This window comes from Streptomyces sp. NPDC043867 (assembly GCF_056435845.1).
In genome coordinates this window covers 238,877-259,438 of record NZ_JBWKDS010000007.1, presented here as the reverse complement: position 1 = coordinate 259,438, position 20,562 = coordinate 238,877, and the positions used below count along the sequence as shown (strand labels likewise).

At 71.8% G+C, this 20,562-nt stretch carries 18 protein-coding genes; 9 read left to right on the top strand and 9 right to left on the bottom strand.

Going from position 1 to position 20,562, the window contains the following annotated elements:
- Window positions 1-117: 117 nt before the first annotated feature.
- From AC069T_RS10060 to glgX, 3 genes are all read right to left on the bottom strand, one after another.
- Window positions 118-2,049 (bottom strand): ABC transporter ATP-binding protein, encoded by a 1,932-nt coding sequence (locus tag AC069T_RS10060; RefSeq protein WP_478782263.1) that lies wholly within the window; start codon window positions 2,047-2,049, stop codon window positions 118-120.
- Window positions 2,046-4,214 carry an ABC transporter ATP-binding protein gene (locus AC069T_RS10055; protein WP_478782262.1) on the bottom strand — a complete coding sequence of 723 codons (2,169 nt, stop codon included), beginning with the start codon at window positions 4,212-4,214 and terminating at the stop codon, window positions 2,046-2,048. The genes AC069T_RS10060 and AC069T_RS10055 overlap by 4 nt, the downstream gene beginning before the upstream one ends.
- A gap of 127 nt (window positions 4,215-4,341) precedes the next feature.
- Window positions 4,342-6,606: a glycogen debranching protein GlgX gene (gene glgX, locus AC069T_RS10050; RefSeq protein WP_478782261.1), complete on the bottom strand. Its 2,265-nt coding sequence runs from the start codon at window positions 6,604-6,606 to the stop codon at window positions 4,342-4,344.
- Window positions 6,607-6,760: 154 nt separating this feature from the next.
- On the opposite strand from glgX, the gene AC069T_RS10045 reads away from it, so the two are divergent.
- The 7 genes from AC069T_RS10045 (at window position 6,761) to AC069T_RS10015 (ending at window position 14,196) form a co-directional block, all read left to right on the top strand.
- Window positions 6,761-7,978, top strand: a complete 1,218-nt coding sequence (locus AC069T_RS10045) for a L,D-transpeptidase (protein ID WP_478782260.1) — start codon at window positions 6,761-6,763, stop codon at window positions 7,976-7,978.
- 179 nt (window positions 7,979-8,157) lie between these two features.
- Window positions 8,158-9,396 (top strand): L,D-transpeptidase, encoded by a 1,239-nt coding sequence (locus AC069T_RS10040; protein WP_478782259.1) that lies wholly within the window; start codon window positions 8,158-8,160, stop codon window positions 9,394-9,396.
- 271 nt (window positions 9,397-9,667) lie between these two features.
- Window positions 9,668-10,435 (top strand): enoyl-CoA hydratase/isomerase family protein, encoded by a 768-nt coding sequence (locus AC069T_RS10035; RefSeq protein WP_478782258.1) that lies wholly within the window; start codon window positions 9,668-9,670, stop codon window positions 10,433-10,435.
- Window positions 10,436-10,721: 286 nt separating this feature from the next.
- The gene (locus AC069T_RS10030) at window positions 10,722-11,219 is read left to right on the top strand and encodes an ATP-binding protein (protein ID WP_478782257.1); all 498 of its coding nucleotides are present in this window, start codon (window positions 10,722-10,724) and stop codon (window positions 11,217-11,219) included.
- A 297-nt stretch (window positions 11,220-11,516) separates the two neighbouring features.
- Entirely contained in the window at window positions 11,517-12,299 is a 783-nt protein-coding gene (locus tag AC069T_RS10025; protein ID WP_478782256.1) for a polysaccharide deacetylase family protein, read from the top strand.
- Window positions 12,299-13,480, top strand: coding sequence for a YVTN family beta-propeller repeat protein (locus AC069T_RS10020; RefSeq protein WP_478782255.1), 1,182 nt, complete (start codon window positions 12,299-12,301; stop codon window positions 13,478-13,480). The genes AC069T_RS10025 and AC069T_RS10020 overlap by 1 nt, the downstream gene beginning before the upstream one ends.
- Window positions 13,481-13,587: 107 nt before the next feature.
- Window positions 13,588-14,196: an ADP-ribosyltransferase gene (locus tag AC069T_RS10015; RefSeq protein WP_478782254.1), complete on the top strand. Its 609-nt coding sequence runs from the start codon at window positions 13,588-13,590 to the stop codon at window positions 14,194-14,196.
- Window positions 14,197-14,224: 28 nt separating this feature from the next.
- Here the strand turns inward: AC069T_RS10015 and AC069T_RS10010 are convergent, their stop codons facing one another.
- A complete protein-coding gene (locus AC069T_RS10010) occupies window positions 14,225-14,863 on the bottom strand; it encodes a GNAT family N-acetyltransferase (RefSeq protein WP_478782253.1) in 639 nt (212 codons plus the stop codon).
- A 195-nt stretch (window positions 14,864-15,058) separates the two neighbouring features.
- On the opposite strand from AC069T_RS10010, the gene AC069T_RS10005 reads away from it, so the two are divergent.
- A complete protein-coding gene (locus AC069T_RS10005) occupies window positions 15,059-15,271 on the top strand; it encodes an EF-hand domain-containing protein (RefSeq protein WP_121406080.1) in 213 nt (70 codons plus the stop codon).
- Window positions 15,210-16,085, top strand: a complete 876-nt coding sequence (locus AC069T_RS10000; RefSeq protein WP_478782252.1) for an NADPH-dependent F420 reductase — start codon at window positions 15,210-15,212, stop codon at window positions 16,083-16,085. Before AC069T_RS10005 ends, AC069T_RS10000 begins: the two co-directional genes overlap by 62 nt.
- Before the next feature lie 28 nt (window positions 16,086-16,113).
- On the opposite strand, the gene AC069T_RS09995 is transcribed toward AC069T_RS10000, so the two are convergent.
- The 5 genes from AC069T_RS09995 to gcvH form a co-directional block, all read right to left on the bottom strand.
- Window positions 16,114-16,656, bottom strand: coding sequence for an MOSC domain-containing protein (locus AC069T_RS09995; protein WP_478782251.1), 543 nt, complete (start codon window positions 16,654-16,656; stop codon window positions 16,114-16,116).
- A 10-nt stretch (window positions 16,657-16,666) separates the two neighbouring features.
- Window positions 16,667-17,221: a glycoside hydrolase family 25 protein gene (locus AC069T_RS09990; RefSeq protein ID WP_478782250.1), complete on the bottom strand. Its 555-nt coding sequence runs from the start codon at window positions 17,219-17,221 to the stop codon at window positions 16,667-16,669.
- A 117-nt stretch (window positions 17,222-17,338) separates the two neighbouring features.
- A complete protein-coding gene (locus AC069T_RS09985; protein ID WP_478782249.1) occupies window positions 17,339-18,706 on the bottom strand; it encodes an L-serine ammonia-lyase in 1,368 nt (455 codons plus the stop codon).
- A gap of 166 nt (window positions 18,707-18,872) precedes the next feature.
- On the bottom strand, window positions 18,873-20,135 hold the full coding sequence (gene glyA / locus AC069T_RS09980) for a serine hydroxymethyltransferase (protein WP_478782248.1): 1,263 nt from the start codon (window positions 20,133-20,135) through the stop codon (window positions 18,873-18,875).
- A gap of 13 nt (window positions 20,136-20,148) precedes the next feature.
- Complete coding sequence (gcvH, locus tag AC069T_RS09975; protein ID WP_476755112.1) at window positions 20,149-20,526, bottom strand: glycine cleavage system protein GcvH; 378 nt, start codon at window positions 20,524-20,526, stop codon at window positions 20,149-20,151.
- Window positions 20,527-20,562: the final 36 nt, after the last annotated feature.

Below are 20,562 nucleotides of genomic sequence, written 5' to 3'. Positions count from 1 at the left end.
GCGGCCGTGGGAAGAGTGGCAGCAGATTGCCCTGTCTGTCAGGGGCGCATCAAGAAGTTGGCCGGAAACCGTTCGTTGTCCGGGTGGTCATGTTCGGTATACGAACTGGTCGTTCGGTCAGGCCAGACTGTCCTGCCATGCCCGGTGGAGATCGGCGAACCTGCCGGTGTCCACGATGAGCTGACCCGGCGTGCCGTCCTCGACGACCCGGCCGTGTTCCATCACCAGGACCCGGTCGGCGATCTCCACCGTGGAGAGGCGGTGCGCGATGACGACGGCCGTGCGGCCGTGCAGGACGGTCGACATCGCGCGCTGCACCGCCCGTTCGCCGGGGACGTCCAGCGAGCTGGTCGCCTCGTCCAGGATCAGTACGGCCGGGTCGGCGAGCAGCGCCCGCGCGAACGCCACCAGTTGGCGCTGGCCGGCCGAGATGCGGCCGCCCCGCTTGCGTACGTCCGTGTCGTAGCCGTCGGGCAGCGCGCTGATGAAGTCGTGCGCGCCGATCGCCTTCGCGGCCCGCTCGATCTCCTCACGGGGAGCGTCCGGGCGGCCGATGGCGATGTTCTCGGCGACCGTGCCGGAGAACAGGAACGCCTCCTGGGTCACCATCACCACCCCGCGCCGCAGTTCGGCGTTCGGCAGGTCGCGCAGGTCGACGCCGTCCAGCAGGACCCGCCCCTCGGTCGGGTCGTAGAAGCGGGCCAGCAGCTTGGCCAGGGTGGACTTGCCGGCGCCGGTGGAGCCGACCACGGCCACCGTCTGCCCGGCCGGCAGCGTGAGGTCGAAGCGGGGCAGCACCTCGCCGCCGGTGCGGTAGGCGAAGCGGACGCCCTCGAAGACGACCTCGCGGCCCGGGTGCTCCGACCCGGACTCCGGCAGGTGCCGGGGCGTCGAGGGCTCCGGCACCGCGGGCGTCTGGGAGAGCAGACCCGCGATCTTCTCCAGCGAGGCCGCGGCCGACTGGTAGGAGTTGAGGAACATGCCGAGCCGGTCGATGGGGTCGTACAGGCGGCGCAGATAGAGCACCGCCGCGGCCAGCACGCCGAGCTCCAGGGAGCCGGACGCCACCCGGTACGCGCCCCACAGCACCATCCCCGCGACCGCCGTGTTGGCGATCAGGCGCGAGCCGGTGACATAGCGGGCCATCTCCAGCAGGGCGTCGCCGTTCGTCCGCTCGTGGCGCTCGTTCAGGACGCGGAACTCCGCGTCGTTGGCCGCCTCGCGGCGGAAGGCGCGCACTGGCCGGATCCCGTTCATCGTCTCCGTGAACTTCACGATGACGGCGGCGATAGCGGTCGACCGCACGCGGTACACCCGGCCCGCGCGGCGCTGATAGAGCCGTACCAGGAGGTACAGCGGCACGAAGGAGGCCACCGCCAGCGCGCCGAGACCGAGGTCGAGCCAGAGCAGCATCGCCGAGATGTAGACGAAGGACAGGATGACCATGACGAGTTCCTGCAAACCCTCGCTGAGCAGCTCCCGCAGGGACTCGACGTCCGTCGTGGAGCGGGAGATCAGCCGGCCCGACGTGTAGCGCTCGTGGAAGTCGATGCTGAGGGCCTGCGCGTGCCGGAAGATGCGGCCGCGCAGGTCCAGCAGCACATCCTGGTTGACCCGGGCGGACGCTGAGATGAACGCGTACTGCAGCGCACCGGAGACGACCGAGCACAGCAGGTACGCGACCGCCACGGCGATCAGCGGTCCGTGGTCGTCGCGCCGGAGCGCCGGTACGGCACGGTCGATGGCGTACGCGACGAGCAGCGGACCCAGCTGCACCGCCGCCTGCTGGACCAGCAGCAGGACCGTCGCCACGACGACCCGGGCCTTCAGCGGGGCGAGGAGTGAGCGCAGCAGCGCGGCGGTCGCGCCCGGGGGAGTGGGCAGGACGTCGCGGTCGAAGGGATCGCCGGGCCCGGCGGGTTCCCGCCCCGGCCGCCTCTGCTTCCCGGCCGACTCCCGGTCCGGATCTCGGTCCGGGTCCCGGTCCGGGTCTCGGTCCGGGTCCCGGTCCGGGTCCTTGTCCGGCGCGGTGGTCGTGGGCGCCGTCATCGGTGGTCCTCCTCGGTGCGGGTGCCGCCGTGGCCGGCCGCGGCTCCGGCGTGGGTGCCGTGTGCCGCCCCGGCAGCGGCGTCGGTGCTCTCGGCGCCCGACATCAGCCAGGCGTACTCGGCGTTCGAGCGCAGCAGTTCGTGGTGGGTGCCGACCGCGGCGACCCGGCCCCCGGAGAGCAGGGCCACCCGGTCGGCGAGCAGCACCGTGGACGGGCGGTGCGCGACGACCAGCGCCGTCGTGCCGGCCAGCACGCGGCGCAGGGCCGCCTCGACGGCGGCCTCCGTGTGGACGTCCAGCGCCGACAGCGGGTCGTCCAGGACGAGGAAGCGGGGGTTGCCGACGACCGCACGCGCCAGGGCGAGCCGCTGGCGCTGGCCGCCGGACAGACTCAGGCCCTGCTCGCCGACCTGGGTGCCGGTGCCCTGCGGGAGGTCGTGGACGAAGTCGGCCTGCGCGACGGCCAGGGCGCGGTCCAGCTCCACCCCGCCCGCGGTGTCCCCGGCGCCCATCAGGACGTTCTCGCCGACGCCGGCCGAGAAGAGGGTGGGCTCCTCGAAGGCCACGGCGACGAGTTCACGCAGCGTCGCCCGGGGCATCCGCGTGATGTCCTCGCCGTCCAGCGTGATGCGGCCCGACGTCACCTCGTGCAGCCGGGGGATGAGAGCCGTGAGGGTGGTCTTGCCCGACCCGGTCGCGCCGACGAGGGCCATCGTCTCGCCGGGGCGGATGTGCAGGTCGACGCGGTCGAGGACGGGGGCCGCGTCCGCCGGGGCGTCCGGGTAGCGGAACCGCACGCTGTGGAACCGCAGTCCGCCGGCGGCACGCGCACCGATTGAGGCCTCGGCGCGGACGACACCCGCGCCGGGAGCGACACCCGCGCCGGGAGCGGCACCCGCGCCAGGAGTGACACCTGCGCCGGAAGTGGCGCCTGCGCCGGGGGCGGCACCCGCGTCGGGAGCGGTACTCAGATCGGCGGCATCGGAACCGTCGGCACCCGCGCCGCCGCCCGGACCGCCGGCACCCGCGCCGGCGCCCCCGGTCCCCGCACCCGCGTCCCCGCGCCGCGCGTCACCCGGGACCGCGTCGGCCGACTCCGGTGGGGAGTCCATCACCTCGAAATACCGCTGCGTCGCCGTCGCCGCCTCCTGGCTCATCGCCAGCAGGAAGCCGATCGAGTCGACGGGCCAGCGCAGGGCGAGAGCCGTCGACAGGAAGGCGACCAGCGTGCCGGCGGAGAGCTCCCCGTCGGCGACCTGGACCGTGCCGAGCACCAGGGCGGCGCCGATGGCGAGTTCGGGCAGGGTCACGATGACGGCCCAGATGGCGGCCAGCAGCCGGGCCTTGGCCAGTTCCGTGCCGCGCAGGCTCTGCGACAGCTCTTGGAACGCGCGGGCCTGGCTGCGATGGCGCCCGAAGCCCTTGATGATGCGGATGCCGAGGACGCTCTCCTCGACGACCGTCGTCAGGTCGCCCACCTGGTCCTGGGCCTGCCGGGCCACCTCCGAGTACCGCCGCTCGAAGAACCAGCAGACCACCACCACCGGCAGGACCGGGCCCAGCAGCACCAGCCCGAGGCTCCACTGCTGGAGCAGCATGATGGTCATGCCCGCGAGGATGGTCACACCGTTGACCAGCAGGAAGGTCAGCGGGAACGCCAGGAACATGCGCAGCAGCATCAGATCCGTGGTGCCGCGGGACAGTAACTGCCCCGAGGCCCAGCGGTCGTGGAAGGCGACCGGAAGCCGCTGGAGGTGCCGGTAGAGATCCGCGCGCATCGCCGCCTCGACGCCCGCCAGCGGCCGCGCCACCATCCAGCGGCGCACTCCGAACAGCAGCGCCTCGGCGAACCCGAGCAGCAGCAGGTACAGCGCCCCGAGCCACACCCCGCGCGGATCCCCGTCGGCGACCGGCCCGTCCACCAGCCACTTCAGGACGAGCGGAAACACCAGCCCCGTGCAGGAGGCGACGACCGCGACGCCCGCCGCGCCGAACAGCCGCGCCCGCACGGGCCGGACGTAGGGCCACAGGCGCAGCAGACTGCGCACGGTGGAGCCGCCGCGGCCCGGGTGGTCGCTCGTGTCACCGCCGTCCCGGGCGTCGGCCCGCCCGGGCCCCGCGACGGGGTCGTGGTGATCCTTGGTCGTTGCATCTGTCGTGGCCATCAGGGGCGAGCCTACGGATCGCCACTGACACAGCCCACCGAGTTTTGGCCGGACCCGGGACGGTCCCGCGGTCCCGGACGGAGACTCTCCGGCGCCCTCGCGGGCGGGGCGCCGGTGCCGTGGCCCCTCACCCCGCGACGCGCAGCAGCAGCACCGTACGGGCCGGCACCGTGACCGTCGTCCCGGCCGGGAGCAACACCCCCGGTGCCTCCTGCTGCTCCTCCCGGGAGGTGTCCACGACGACCTCGTACTCCGCGGCCCACGGCGGCTCCGGCAGGACGAAGGCCGTCGGCCGGTCCCCGGCGTGCAGCACCGCGAGGAAGCTGTCGTCGACGACGGGCGCTCCCCGGGCGTCCCGCCCCGGTATGTCCCGCCCGGACAGGTACATCCCGAGCGTCGCGGCCGGCGCGTACCAGTCCCGCTCCGTCATCTCGGTGCCGCGCGCGGTGAACCAGGCCAGGTCCCGGAGTCCGTCGACGGAGTGCGCCCGCCCGGAGAAGAAGGCCCGTGTCCGCAGCACCGGGTGCTCGTGCCGCAGGGCGATCAGCCGGGACGTCAGGTCGAACAGGGCCCGCCACCCGGGATCCGCCAGCTGTGACCAGTCGACCCAGCTGATCTCGTTGTCCTGGCAGTACGCGTTGTTGTTGCCCCGCTGCGTCCGCCCGAACTCGTCGCCCGCGACCAGCATCGGCACCCCCGTGGACAGCAGCAGCGTCGTCAGGAGGTTGCGCAACTGGCGCCGCCGCAGGGCCAGGACGCTCTCCTCGTCCGTCTCGCCCTCGACCCCGCAGTTCCAGGCGCGGTTGTCGTCGGTGCCGTCCCGGTTGCCCTCCCCGTTGGCCTCGTTGTGCTTGCGCTCGTACGAGACCAGGTCCCGGAGGGTGAAACCGTCGTGGGCCGTCACGAAGTTCACGGACGCGTACGGGCGCCGGCCGCCCCAGGCGTACAGGTCGCTCGACCCCGACAGCCGGTACCCCAGGTCCCGCACGTCCGGCAGGGCCCCGCGCCAGAAGTCCCGCACCGCGTTGCGGTACCGGTCGTTCCACTCCGTCCACAGCGGCGGGAAGGAACCCACCTGGTATCCCCCCGAGCCCACGTCCCACGGCTCCGCGATCAGCTTCACCCGCCGCAGCACCGGGTCCTGCGCGATGACGGCGAGGAACGGGGACAGCATGTCGACGTCGTGCATGGAGCGGGCCAGCGCCGCCGCCAGGTCGAAGCGGAAGCCGTCCACCCCCATCTCCGTCACCCAGTAGCGGAGCGAGTCGGTGATCAGCCGCAGGACGTGCGGCTGCACCACGTGCAGGGTGTTGCCGCAGCCCGTGTAGTCCGCGTACCGGCGGGCGTCGGACTGGAGCCGGTAGTAGCCCCGGTTGTCGATGCCGCGCAGCGACAGCATCGGGCCGAGCTCGCCCGCCTCCGCCGTGTGGTTGTAGACCACGTCGAGGATGACCTCGATGCCGGCCGCGTGCAGCGCCCGCACCATCCGCTTGAACTCGCCGACCTGCTCGCCCCTGGTCCCGGTCGCGGAGTAGGCCGCGTGCGGGGCGAAGTAACCGATGGAGTTGTAGCCCCAGTGGTTGCGCAGGCCCCGGCGCAGCAGGTGGTCCTCGTGCGCGAACTGGTGCACGGGCAGCAGCTCCACGGCCGTCACCCCGAGCGCCGTCAGGTGTGCGATCGCCGCCGGGTGCGCCAGGCCCGCGTACGTGCCGCGCAGGTCCTGCGGGATGTCCGGGTGCAGCCGGGTGAAGCCCCGTACGTGCAGCTCGTAGATCACCGAGTCCGACCACGGCGTCTTGGGCCGGTGGTCGTCCGCCCAGTCGTCGTCGTCGTGCACGACGACCCCCTTGGGGACGTGGGGGGCCGAGTCGCGGTCGTCGCGCACCGTGTCCGCGACGTGCTGCTGGGGCCAGTCGCGGACGTGCCCGTACACCTCGGGCGGCAGGCTGAAGTCGCCGTCCACGGCGCGCGCGTACGGGTCGAGGAGGAGCTTCGCCGGGTTCCAGCGGGCGCCGGTCCACGGGTCCCAGCGGCCGTGCACCCGGTAGCCGTACCGGCGGCCGGGGAAGACGCCGGGGACGAAGCCGTGCCAGATCTCGTGCGTCAGTTCGGTGAGCTTGACGCGGGTCTCGGCCGCCCCGCCGCCCGGCTCGTCGAAGAGGCACAGGTCCACGGCCTCGGCGCCGCCCGCCCACAGCGCGAAGTTGGTGCCCGGCACGCCGTCGGGGCCGACCCTGAAGCGTGCCCCGAGCGGAGTCGGGGTACCCGGCCACACGGGCACGACGGGCGCCGCGCGCGGTGTGCCGTTCCTCGGAAGGGCGGACTGCGTGGGCAGCCCGCCGCCCGCGGCATGTCCTTCCTGGACTGCCTCCTGCTCGGGTGCGCTCGACACCGGTCAGCCTCCTGCGGCTCGATGGGGAGCGACAAGAAAAGGGGCCCGTGGCGTCCCGGCCGCGGTTCCCCGTCGCGTCGTCCTCCCCACTGTTCTGCCCACAGCTTGGGTCGCACTCACGTTTCCCCCGGAGGGGCATGGTCGTTGGGCCGTCGTGATCCACGTACAGACACGCGCGCGACGCGCCGGGGCCGTGCTGGCCGCCGTACTGACCTGGGCGGCCCTGCTGGCCGCCGCCACCGGCTGCACCTCGAACGGGATGGACGAGGTGCTCGGCAAACCCCGTTCACCCGAGGACGTGATCCGGATCTCGCCGGACGACGGCCGCAAGGGGGTGCGGCCGGGGGAGGAGCTGAGGGTACGGGTGCCGAGCGGGCGTCTGGAGTCGGTGAAGGTGGTCAAGTCCCAGGACGCACAGGAGTTCGAGGTGCCCGGCCGCATCGCGGACGACGGCCTGTCCTGGCGCCCCGCGGACCGGAGACTGGCCCTCGCCGCCACGTACACGGTGGACGTGGTGGCGCTGGACGGCCACGGACGCCGCTCCGCCCGGCACACGACGTTCCGGACGGCGGTACCGGACGAGCGGTTCGTCGGGTACGTGACGCCGGAGAACCGCTCCACGGTCGGCACCGGGATGATCGTCTCCCTGGAGTTCAACCGGGAGATCGAGCACCGGGCCGCCGTCGAGCGGGCGATCCGGGTGAGCGCCGTGCCCGCGGTGGACATCCGCCCGCACTGGTTCGGCCGGGACCGGCTCGACTTCCGGCCTCAGAAGTACTGGAAGCCGGGGACCAGGGTGACGGTGGCGCTGCGGCTGCGGGACGTGGAAGGGGCGCCCGGCGTCTACGGGCTCCAGTACAAGACGTTCACCTTCACCGTCGGGCGCAGCCAGGTGAGCCTCGTCGACGCCGCCGAGCACACCATGGAGGTACGCCGCGACGGTGACCTCCTCGCCACCGTGCCGATCACCGCGGGAGCGCCGAAGACGACGACGTACAACGGCAAAATGGTCGTCACGGAGATGCTCGAGGTGACCCGGATGAACAGCCGCACGGTCGGCTTCGGCGGCGAGTACGACATCCCCGACGTCCCCCACGCGATGCGTCTCACCGGCTCCGGCACCTTCCTGCACGGCAACTACTGGGCGCCGGACTCCTTCGGCAACACCAACGTCAGCCACGGCTGCGTAGGCCTGCGGGACGTCAAGGGCGGCAGTTCACGGACTCCCGCGGGCTGGTTCTTCGACCGCAGCCTCATCGGTGACGTCGTCGAGGTCGTCCACAGCAAGGACAAGAAGGTCGCCCCCGACAACGGCCTAGGCGGATGGAACATGGGCTGGAAGCGGTGGAAAGCGGGCACGGCGGTGAAGTAGCCCGACATAGGGGCACGTACCGAGCGGCCCCCGACTCGCCTCCGGACAGTTGAACTTGGGACTGAACGGTGACAATCACGGGGATCCAACCCTCCTGGCGGTGTGATTAATTAGCGCGATACGCGCGTGGGACGCGCCGGGGTGCGGGCCTGATCAGGCCGTGCGAGGGGAGATCAACTGTGAACGGGCGACCGATATCGGGGGCGTCGGTTGGCGCGCGGACACCGCGGCACAAGGGGGCCCTGGCACTGCTGCTGGGTGCCCTGTTGTGCGCGGTGACCGCGTGCGGCGGGGGCGGGGACACGGACTCCGGGTCCGGGAGGAGCAAGGGCGAGTCGGGCACGGCGGACACCAGCGCGTCGGCGGCCGTCGTGACGGTCGCGCCCAAGGACGGCGCCGACGGCGTGCGGACCAGCGGCGCACTCAAGGTGACCGCGGCCAAGGGCAGGCTGACCGAGGTGAAGGTCGAGGACACCAAGGGCAACGCGGTCGAGGGGAAGATGACCGGCGGGGGCGCCACCTGGACGCCCTCGACGCATCTGGCCGCGGCCACCAAGTACAAGGTCCACGCGGTGGCCGAGGACGCCGACGGCCGTGAGTCCGCCGAGGAGTCCGCGTTCACCACGCTGACCCCGAAGAACACCTTCGTCGGCATCTACACGCCCGAGAACGGCGCCGAGGTCGGCGTGGGCATGCCCTTCTCGGTCCACTTCACGCGGGGCATCACGCACCCGGAGGACGTCGAGAAGGCGATCGCGGTCAGGACCGAGCCCGCCGTCGACGTCCAGGGGCACTGGTTCGGCAACGACCGCCTCGACTTCCGTCCCGAGGAGTACTGGAAGGCCGGCACGAAGGTCACCGTCGAGTTCAACCTCGACGGTGTCGAGGGCCGGCCCGGGGTCTACGGCAAGCAGGCCAGGACCGTGAAGTTCACGATCGGCCGCAGCCAGGTCTCCACCGTCGACGTCAAGACGAAGAAGATGACCGTCAAGCGCGACGGCAGGACCCTCAAGACCATCCCGGTCACCACCGGCAAGCCCGGCTACGAGACCTGGAACGGCCAGATGGTCATCAGCGAGCGCCTGCGGGTGACCCGGATGAACGGCGAGACCGTCGGCTACGGCGGTGAGTACGACATCAAGGACGTGCCGGACGCGATGCGCCTGACCAACTCGGGCACGTTCATCCACGGCAACTACTGGGGCGGCGACGCCTTCGGCAACTACAACGCCAGCCACGGCTGCGTCGGTCTGCGCGACGTGCGCGGCGGCGGCGACCGGAGCGTGCCCGCCGCGTGGTTCTTCGACCACTCGATGGTCGGTGACGTGGTCGTCGTGAAGAACTCCCACGACAGGACCGTGGCCCCGGACAACGGGCTCAACGGCTGGAACATGTCCTGGGAGAAGTGGACCGCCTAGGGCCTGTCGTTTGGATCACGCTGGCTGTGACCGACGGTTCGTCCTGACCGACCCGAGTGGGGTCTGGCGCGTGCAGCTGCAAGGCGGAGGAGGGAGTCGACGCGGAGCGTCGGCGACCGACGACAACGCCGCAGATGTGCGTGCCGGACCCCGCGACGCCGGCGTGATCAAACGACAGGCCCTAGGTCCCTGAAACGCCTGACGGGCCCGGTGTGCCGCTGTGACCGAGCACACCGGGCCCGTTGCCGTTAACGCCCACTAACCTGCTCCCATGACTGTGCATCTCGAAGTCGCCGAAGGCGTCGGCACCATCCGCCTCGACCGTCCGCCGATGAACGCGCTGGACATCGCCACCCAGGACCGCCTCAAGGAACTCGCCGAGGAGGCCACGCGCCGCACCGACGTGCGCGCGGTGGTGCTGTACGGCGGCGAGAAGGTGTTCGCGGCCGGCGCGGACATCAAGGAGATGCAGGCCATGGACCACGCGGCGATGATCGTGCGGTCCCGGGCCCTGCAGGACTCCTTCACCGCCGTCACCCGCATCCCCAAGCCGGTCGTCGCCGCGGTCACCGGCTACGCGCTCGGCGGCGGCTGCGAGTTGGCGCTCTGCGCCGACTACCGCATCGCCGCGGACAACGCGAAGCTCGGCCAGCCGGAGATCCTGCTCGGCCTGATCCCCGGAGCCGGCGGCACCCAGCGCCTCTCCCGGCTGATCGGCCCCTCCAGGGCCAAGGACCTCATCTTCACGGGCCGCATGGTCAAGGCGGACGAGGCCCTGACCCTCGGGCTCGTCGACCGGGTCGTCCCCGCGGACGAGGTGTACGCCCAGGCGCACGCGTGGGCCGCGAAGCTGGCGCAGGGACCCGCCGTCGCGCTGCGCGCCGCCAAGGAGTCCATCGACGCCGGCCTGGAGACCGACCTGGAGACCGGACTGGCCATCGAGCGGAACTGGTTCGCCGGGCTGTTCGCGACGGAGGACCGCGAGCGGGGCATGCGCAGCTTCGTGGACGAGGGCCCCGGCAAGGCCAAGTTCCTCTGATCACGCCACACTTGACGCCGCGTCTGCCTCGCGGTTGACGCGGCCTCCCGCCCCGCGTCCCCCGTAGGGCTGGTTTATGTCCGCCTTAAGACAACCTTAAGGACGACTGAACGAGCCCCTGCCGCACCTGCCTGCGAGGGGGTTCGCGCCGCAGGTCGGACGTGCTGTCACCGCTCTTGAATTACCCGTGGCATATGCCGGACGGCCACTGCGGAACGAGCGATTCCGGGGGGCGTATTCCCTCGGAACCGCCCCGGAGGGCCCGGCGTGCGGCCATGATGGTGGCATGGCGGGGCTGGAGGGTGTCGAACAGCCGCGGCGGCACTCGACCGCGGCGCGCTGGTCACCGGCGATGGAGGACGAACGGGCGCTGAAGGCGCTGGAGTTGTTCGGCAATCCCACGGAGGGCGAGGTGCCCCTGCCGTCCCGTCCGGAGTCCGCGGCCACCGCGCGACGGCTCGTCCAGGTGGTGGTGCTGCGCCACTGGGGGCTCTCGCCGAAGATGACCGAGGACGCGGTGTTACTCGTCTCCGAACTCGTCGGCAACGCCGTGCGGCACACCGGCGCCCGGGTCTTCGGCCTCCGGATGCGGCGCCGGCGCGGCTGGATCCGCGTCGAGGTGCGCGACCCCTCCCGGGGGCTGCCCTGTCTGCTGCCGGTCCAGGAGACGGACCTGAGCGGCCGGGGGCTCTTCCTCGTCGACAAGCTCTCCGACCGCTGGGGCGTCGACCTGCTGCCGCGCGGCAAGACCACGTGGTTCGAGATGAGGGTCGCCGACCGCTGACGTCCGCCCCGACCTGACGTCCGTGTCCCCCTTTCCCGGCCCGCACCCTCGGACGTCCCCGGGCCACCCCGGGCCCTCCGCGCCCGCCCCGGTGCCTGCCCCTTCGGGCCACCCCGGGCCCCCGCGCCCGCCCCGGTGCCTGCCCCTTCGGGCCACCCCGGGTCACCTCGCGCCCCCGCACCCGCCAGGAGGCTCCGCCCCGGCCCCGCTTCTCGGGCGCGGAGGGGCCCGCTTCTCGCGACCCGCGTTCGTCGTTCCCGTCGTCAATCGGCGCATTTCCGTCTCAATCCCCCTTAAATGGGGCAGGTGACCACGACCGATCGCCGTTCGGCGCTGCGTGCGGGTGCCGGGCTCGCCGCAGCCGGGGCCCTCGCCGCGTGTTCCCCGAAGGGGGCCGCCGCGGACCCGGCCCGCGCCCCGGGCACCCCGCACCCGTCCGCCTCGCCCCACCCGGCGCCCGCGGCCCGCCGCTTCCCGGGACAGCCCGTGCAGATCGGGCACGGCCCCCGCACCCGGCCCCGGGTCGCCCTCACCTTCCACGGACAGGGGGACCCCGCGATCGCCCGCTCCCTGCTGGGCGAGGCGGAGCGGCGCGGCGCCCGCGTCACCGTGCTCGCCGTCGGCAGCTGGCTGGACGCGCACCCGGAGATGGCCCGCCGCATCCTCGACGGCGGTCACGACCTCGGCAACCACACCCTGCGCCACCTCGACATCAACGCGATGTCCGAGCCGGACGCCTACGCCGAGATCCGCGGCTGCGCGGACCGGCTGCGGCGGCTCACCGGGTCCGCCGGCACCTGGTTCCGGCCCTCGCGCACCCCGCGCGCCTCACCGCTGGTGGAGCGGCTGGCCCGCCGCGCGGGCTACCCGCACGTCCTCTCGTACGACGTCGACTCACTGGACTTCACCTCGCCGGGCGCCGCCGCCGTGACCCGCAAGGTCATGGGCGAGGTCCGCGCCGGATCCGTGGTGAGCCTGCACTTCGGGTACGCGGACACGGTCGCCGCGCTCCCGGCCGTCCTGGAAGAACTCGCCCGCCGCGGACTGCGCGCGGTGACCACCACGGAGCTGCTGAGCTGATGCACCGCAACCGGAACCTCACCAGGCGCGCCCTGATCGCGGGCGCCGTACTGACCGCCCTCGCCGGCTGCGCGAGCGGGGCGAAGGACCACGCCGACGAGGCCCTGGGCACCAAGGCGCCCGTCAGGCCCGCCCAGCCGCCGCAGAGCCGGGGGCTGCCCGGCATGCCGCCCGTGCTGGACCCGGCGGACGTCTACGCGGCCGACCGCCCCGGCAAGCTCTCCCCGGTGGTCAAGGACTTCCCCTCCCGGGTCTACGTCCCCAACACCAACTCCAACACCGTGTCGGTCATCGACCCGGCCACGTACGAGGTCATCGAGACGATCCCGGTCGGCTCCCAGCCGCAGCACGTCGTCCCGTCCTGGGACATGAAGACGCTGTGGGTCAACAACGACAAGGGCAACACCCTCACGCCCATCGACCCGAAGACCGGCAGGGCGGGCCGGACCGTCGACGTGCACGACCCGTACAACCTCTACTTCACGCCCCACGGCAAGTACGCGATCGTGATGGCCTCGCTCGACCGCGAGCTGGTCTTCCGGGACGCGCACACCATGAAGCGCGTCAAGACCGAACCGGTCAGCTGCTACGGCGTCAACCACGCCGACTTCTCCTCCGACGGCCGCTACTTCATCGTCTCCTGCGAGTTCAGCGGCGAGCTGCTCAAGGTCGACACCGAGAAGATGAAGGTCGTCGCCCAGCGGAAGCTGCCGTTCGAGGGCGCCATGCCGCAGGACGTGAAGATCTCCCCGGACGGCAAGAAGTTCTACATCGCCGACATGATGGCCCACGGCATGTGGGTCCTGGACGGCGACAAGTTCACCGAACCGACCCTGCTGCCCACCGGCAAGGGCTGCCACGGCCTCTACGTCAGCCGCGACTCGCGCGAGATGTACATCTCCAACCGCGGCGAGGGCACCGTCTCCGTCTTCGACTTCGCCCAGGACAAACTGACCAAGAAGTGGCACCTGCCCGACGGCGGCAGCCCCGACATGGGCGGCGTCTCCGCCGACGGCAAGGTGCTGTGGCTGTCCGGCCGCTACGACTCCGAGGTGTACGCCATCGACACCCGCACCGGTGCCCAGCTCGCCCGCATCAAGGTCGGCAGCGGCCCGCACGGCCTCGCGGTGTACCCGCAGCCCGGCCGCTACTCGCTGGGGCACACCGGCATCTTCCGCTGACCGGCGGCCCGGTGCGACGGGCGGCCCCGTCGACCGGGCGCAGTGACACGCCTCCGTACGAGTGACGGTCCCGGACCCGGCGCCGCAGAGCCGAGATCGTGCTCCGCATGATCACAACTCGCCTGCGGCGACGGGCCGCCGCCGTCGTCCTGTCCCTCTCGGCCGTCCTCGCCACCTCCGCCGCGACGTCTGCCCCGGCTGCCCCGGCCGCCTCGCCCGCCAAGGCCGCCGCGCCCGCCTGTCCGCAGTTCTTCGACCCGGTCACGGCGGCGGCCGACCGCCGCGTCGACGTCGGGCGCATCACGCCCGAACCGGTGTGGCGCACGACCTGCGGCACCCTCTACCGCAGCGACGGCCGCGGCCCCGCGACGGTCTTCGAGCAGGGCTTCCACCCGAAGGACACCGTCGGCGGACAGTACGACATCGAGCAGTACGTCCTGGTCAACCAGCCCTCGCCGTACGTCTCGACGAGCTACGACCACGACCTCTACAAGACGTGGAAGAGCGCCTACAACTACTACATCGACGCCCCCGGCGGCATCGACGTCAACAAGACCATCGGTGACACCCACCGGTGGGCCGACCAGGCCGAGGTCGCGTTCCCCGGCGGCATCGCGCGGCAGTACGTCGTCGGCGTCTGCCCCGTTGACAAGAAGACCAGGACCGAGATCATGAGCGACTGCGAGAGCAACCCGCACTACGAACCCTGGCACTGAGCCCGCCCGGCCGGGCCCAAGGCCCGCTTCACCGGCCGGCGAAGAGAGCCTCCGCCCCGACCGGGCGGTAACCGGCCGCCTGGAACGCCCGCACACTGCGGGCGTTCCCGGCCGCCTGCTGGGCCCACACCGGCTCACCCGCGCTCAGGTGCCGCGCCGCCGCCGCGAGGGCCCGCCCCAGCCCCTGGTGCCGTACGGACTCCGGCACCTCGACCGCGGCCTCCAGCCGTCCCGCGACCCCGCGCCCCAGCACGAGTACGGCCCCGCCCGCCGTCCACACCCGCACGCCGTCCCGTCGCGTGCGCGCCCGGACCACCCGGGGGTGACCGGGGTCGTCGATCTCCGTCAGCGCGAGCGGCGGCTCCCCGGGCAGCGGCGCGGCCACGGTCAGCAGATCGACCGTGTCCGTGGAGCGCCCGGTGCGGTCCATGAAGGCGGCGAGGAACCGCGGGTTCATGGTCGCCGCCAGCGGATCGCAGTCCAGGGCGCGCAGGGTCCCGTGCACCCAGGCCGGGTCCTCGTCGGTGAACACGACGGAGTGCGCGGTGAAGGCGAGGACGCCCGCGTCGCGGGCGGAGTGCTGCGGTACGACGGTGGTGCGGCCGTCGGTGGGCGGGAAGACCCCGCGGGCCGCCGCGTCCAGGATGTCCCGCAGCGTGCCGGCCATGCCGCCACCCCTTCCGCTCGCACCGCGTCCCCGCCCACCACGACGGCCGGCCCGCACCCATGATCGGGCACGGCCCCGCGCGCCCGGGCACCGGCCCGGGTGGGCGCCGCGCCGCGTCCGCGGGCGGACCGTTAATCTGACCTCCGTCAGTTGGGCCGATGGGCCTGCATGAAGCACCAAGAAGGGGCGGATCCGGTGGCGGACATCGAGGAAGCACGCAAGGCGTTCGAGCGGATCGACGCGGACGGCGACGGGTTCGTCACGGCCGCCGAGTTCAAGACCGCTCTCGCCCAGGGCGGGGACTGGAACGTCACCGAGTCGGTCGCGGAGGCCGTGATCGCCTCCCGTGACATCGACGGGGACAAGCTCCTCTCGTTCGACGAGTTCTGGGCCCACCTCAACAAGTGAGCCGGCCGGAGAAGGGGCGCCCACCGCGACCGCGGGGGCGCCCCTTCCGGTTGTTCCCGTCACCCGTCCGCCCGCCCCTCGGAATAGCTGCCCCGCGTCCGGGGGTTACTGGTGCGCGTCAGCACACATCCGACCCCCGGAAGGGCGAGCCATGAAAATCGGCATCATCGGAGCGGGCAACATCGGCGGCAACCTCACGCGCAGGCTCACCGCCCTCGGACACGAGGTCTCCGTCGCGAACTCCCGCGGTCCGCACACCCTCACCGCCCTCGCCGAGGAGACCGGGGCGACGCCCGTACCGGTCGAGGAGGCGGCACGCGGCGCCGAAGTCGTCGTCGTCACCATCCCCCTCAAGGCGGTGCCCGACCTGCCGTCCGGGGTCCTCGACGGCGCGGCCGAGGACGTCGCCGTGATCGACACGGGCAACTACTACCCGCAGCAGCGCGACGGCCGGATCGCCGCGATCGAGGACGAGGGCCTGACCGAGAGCCGCTGGACGGCCCAGCAGCTCGGCCACACCGTCGTCAAGGTCTTCAACGGCACCTACGCGCAGGACATCCTGGACCGCGGCCGCCCGGCGGGCGACCCCGACCGCATCGCCCTCCCGGTGGCCGGGGACGACGAGGCCGCCAAGCGGGTCGTCCGTACCCTCGTCGACGAACTCGGCTTCGACAGCGTCGACGCCGGCGGCCTGGACGACTCCTGGCGCCAGCAGCCGGGCACCCCGGTCTACGGGCTGCGTGCGGGCGTCGACGAGGTGACGAAGGCGCTCGCTCAGGCCCCTGCGGAACGCCCGGCGGACCACCGCGGCTGACCGCGCCCGCGCCCGTTCCCGTTCCCGTTCAGACGATCCGCAACGGCCGGTGCGGCCCGTCCGGCAACTCGATCCCGATCGGGTCCCCGGGCCGCACCACGCCTGCGGCCCGTACGACGCTCATGACGCCGGACCTGACGACGGCCGCACCGTGCTCGTCCCGCCCGGCCACCTGCTTGAGCAGGCCCTTCTGGAAGCCGTCGATCTGCGCGCACGGATTGCGCAGCCCGGTGATCTCGACCACGGCCTCGTCCCCGAGCCGCAGCAGCGCCCCGGCCGGCAGGCCCAGCAGATCGATCCCGCGGGTGGTGACGTTCTCCCCGAGCTGCCCGGGCGTGACGGTGAAACCCGCCGCGCGGAGCTCCTCGAACAGTTCCTCGTGGATGAGATGCACCTGCCGCAGATTGGGCTGCGAGGGGTCCTTCCGCATCCGGAACCGGTGCTTGACGGTCACGCCCGCGTGCACGTCCCCCTCGACCCCGAGCCCCTCGAGCAGCGTGATGCTCTCCCGGTTCGGCTTGGTGAAGGAATACGTCCCGTTGCGGCTGACCGCGGTCACTGTCCCACCCATGCCGGGAAGCCTACGGGTTGGCCCATTCCCGCAGGTCGGCCGCGCTGGTGAAGTCCGCCACGTCCTTGTCCAGGGGGTGGTCGGTGTACTGGTGGAACGTCCAGTCGGCCCGGATCCGCGGCTTTCCCGCCGTCACGTAGTCGGCGATCCACAGACCGTCGCCCGCGTACGAGGTGGTGTCCACGTTGAGCCAGAAATTGCGGTTGCAGTACAGGACGACGCGGTGGCCGGGACGCAGTTCCTTCAGGATGCGCAGGAAGCGGTCCTTCTCGGCGTTGCTCGCGTGGGTCCCGTCGCCCGTGCTCTCCCAGTCGACGGCGAGGATGTCGCCCGCCCGTTCCGGAGCCTCGGCGAGGAAGTACTCGGCCTGCGCGGTGAGGTTGCCCGGCCACAGGAAGTGATAGAACCCGACGACGCAGCCGGCGTCCCGGGCCCGCTTCGCCTGGGCGTTCAGCCTCGGATTGACGTACGAACGGCCTTCCGTGGCCTTCACGAAGACGAAGGACAGACCGTCGGTGGAGTAGGACGACGACTGATAGGCGCTCACGTCGATGCCGCGCAGCATGGCGACTCCTGGTGCGTGGGGGGAGGAAGGGGGAGCGGGGGGAGCGGCGGAACAAGCGCCGACTCCCTTGTTTTTCCCTTACTTCCTTGGGCCCACCCCTGTACGCACCGGCGGGGCTCAGCACTCGATGATGTTCACCGCGAGCCCCCCGCGCGCCGTCTCCTTGTACTTGACGGACATGTCCGCGCCCGTCTCCTTCATGGTCTTGATGACCTTGTCGAGGGAGACCTTGTGGGAGCCGTCGCCGCGCATGGCCATCTTCGCCGCGGTCACGGCCTTGACCGCGGCCATGCCGTTGCGCTCGATGCACGGGATCTGGACCAGGCCGCCGACGGGGTCGCAGGTCAGGCCCAGGTTGTGCTCCATGCCGATCTCGGCGGCGTTCTCGACCTGTTCGGGGCTGCCGCCGAGGACCTCCGCGAACGCACCTGCGGCCATGGAGCAGGCGGAGCCGACCTCGCCCTGGCAGCCGACCTCGGCGCCGGAGATGGAGGCGTTCTCCTTGAAGAGCATGCCGATGGCGCCGGCCGCGAGCAGGAAGCGCACGACTCCCTCCTCGTCGGCGCCCGGCACGAAGTTGACGTAGTAGTGCAGGACGGCCGGGATGATGCCGGCGGCGCCGTTGGTGGGCGCGGTGACGACCCGGCCCCCGGCCGCGTTCTCCTCGTTCACGGCCATCGCGTAGAGGGTGATCCACTCCATGGCGTGGGCCGGCGCGTCGCCCTCGGCGCGCAGCTGCCGGGCCGAGAGGGCCGCCCGGCGGCGGACCTTCAGGCCGCCCGGCAGGATGCCCTCGCGGGACATGCCGCGCGACACGCACGCCTGCATCACCCGCCAGATCTCCAGGAGCCCCTCGCGGATCTCCTCCTCCGTGCGCCAGGCCCGCTCGTTCTCCAGCATCAGCGCGGAGATCGACAGACCGGTCTCCTTCGTCAGGCGCAGCAGTTCGTCACCCGTGCGGAAGGGGTACTTGAGGACCGTGTCGTCCAGCTTGATGCGGTCCTCGCCCACCGCGTCCTCGTCGACCACGAAACCGCCGCCGACGGAGTAGTAGGTCTTCGACAGCAGCTCCTTGCCGTCGGCGTCGTACGCCCACAGCGTCATGCCGTTCGCGTGGTACGGCAGGGCCTTGCGGCGGTGCAGGACCAGGTCGTCGTCGAAGGAGAAGGCGATCTCGTGCTCGCCGAGCAGCGCGAGACGGCCACCGGTGCGGATCGCCTCGACGCGCTCGTCGGCGCCCTCCACGTCCACCGTCCGCGGGGAGGCGCCCTCGAGGCCGAGCAGCACGGCCTTGGGAGTGCCGTGGCCGTGGCCGGTCGCGCCGAGGGAGCCGTACAGCTCGGCGCGTATCGAGGCCGTCGGGGTGAGCAGCTCCTCGTTGCGCAGCCGGTGGGCGAACATGCGGGCCGCGCGCATCGGGCCGACCGTGTGGGAACTGGACGGGCCGATGCCGATCGAGAACAGGTCGAAGACCGAGATGGCCACGGAGGACTCCTAGGGGTTTCGGCGGACGCCGTTGTCAGCCGGTCGTGCGGGGCGGTGCATGCGGCGGGGCACCGCGCTCAGCTTCCAGTGTGCGCGGTGCCCCGGACGTTCGTACGAATGAAGACGGTGCCACGAAAAGACCCGTACGGCAAAAAAGCGTACGAATTTACTTCAGGCCGGGGTACAGCGGGTGCTTGGCGGCCAGAGCGGACACCCGGGCCTTGAGCGAGTCCACGTCGTACGACGGCTTGAGCGCCTCGGCGATGATGTCCGCGACCTCGGCGAAGTCCTCGGCCCGGAAGCCGCGGGTGGCGAGGGCGGGCGTGCCGATGCGCAGGCCGGAGGTGACCATGGGCGGGCGCGGGTCGTTCGGGATGGCGTTGCGGTTGACCGTGATACCGACCTCGTGGAGACGGTCCTCGGCCTGCTGCCCGTCCAGCTCGCTGTTGCGCAGGTCGACGAGGACGAGGTGGACGTCCGTGCCGCCGGAGAGGACGTCGACGCCGACGGCCTTGACGTCGTCCCGGACCAGCCGCTCGGCCAGGATCCGGGCGCCGTCCAGGGTGCGCTGCTGGCGCTCCTTGAAGTCGTCCGTGGCGGCGACCTTGAAGGAGACCGCCTTGGCGGCGATCACGTGCTCCAGCGGACCGCCCTGCTGACCGGGGAAGACAGCGGAGTTGATCTTCTTCGCCAGCTCGGCGGTGGACAGGATCACGCCACCGCGCGGGCCGCCCAGCGTCTTGTGCGTGGTGGTGGTGACCACGTGCGCGTGCGGCACCGGGTTCGGGTGCAGCCCCGCCGCCACCAGACCGGCGAAGTGCGCCATGTCGACCATCAGGTAGGCGCCGACCTCGTCCGCGATCCGGCGGAACGCGGCGAAGTCGAGCTGACGCGGGTACGCGGACCAGCCGGCCACGATCAGCTTCGGCCGGGACTCCTTGGCCAGCTTCTCGACCTCGGCCATGTCGACCCGACCGGTGGCGTCGTCGACGTGGTACGCGACCACGTTGTAGAGCTTGCCGGAGAAGTTGATCTTCATGCCGTGGGTCAGGTGCCCGCCGTGCGCGAGGTTCAGGCCCATGATCGTGTCGCCCGGCTTGAGCAGCGCGAACATGGCGGCCGCGTTGGCCTGGGCGCCCGAGTGCGGCTGGACGTTGGCGTGCTCGGCGCCGAAGAGCGCCTTCACGCGGTCGATGGCGATCTGCTCGACCACGTCGACGTGCTCGCAGCCGCCGTAGTAACGGCGGCCCGGGTAGCCCTCGGCGTACTTGTTGGTGAGGACCGAGCCCTGGGCCTCCATGACCGCGACCGGAGCGAAGTTCTCCGAGGCGATCATCTCCAGGGTGGACTGCTGGCGGTCCAGCTCGGCGTCGACCGCGGCGGCGACGTCCGGGTCGAGTTCATGAAGGGGCGTGTTCAGAAGCGACATCAGTCGGGAGTCCTTAGCCTGCGGTGAATTCGGTGTACTCGTCCGCGGAGAGCAGGTCGGCCGGCTCGTCCGTGACGCGCACCTTGAACAGCCAGCCACCCTCGAAGGGAGCCGAGTTCACCAGGGACGGGTCGTCCACGACGTCCTGGTTGGCCTCGACGATCTCGCCGGTGACCGGGGCGTACAGGTCGCTGACCGACTTGGTCGACTCCAGCTCGCCGCAGGTCTCGCCCGCGGTCACGGTGTCACCGACCTCCGGGAGCTGGACGAACACGACATCGCCGAGCGCGTTGGCCGCGTGCTCCGTGATGCCGACCGTCGAGACGCCGTCCTCGGCGGCCGACAGCCACTCGTGTTCCTTGCTGTAACGCAGCTGCTGGGGGTTGCTCATGGCCTGAATTCTCCTGTACGCGGGGGAGTGCTGATG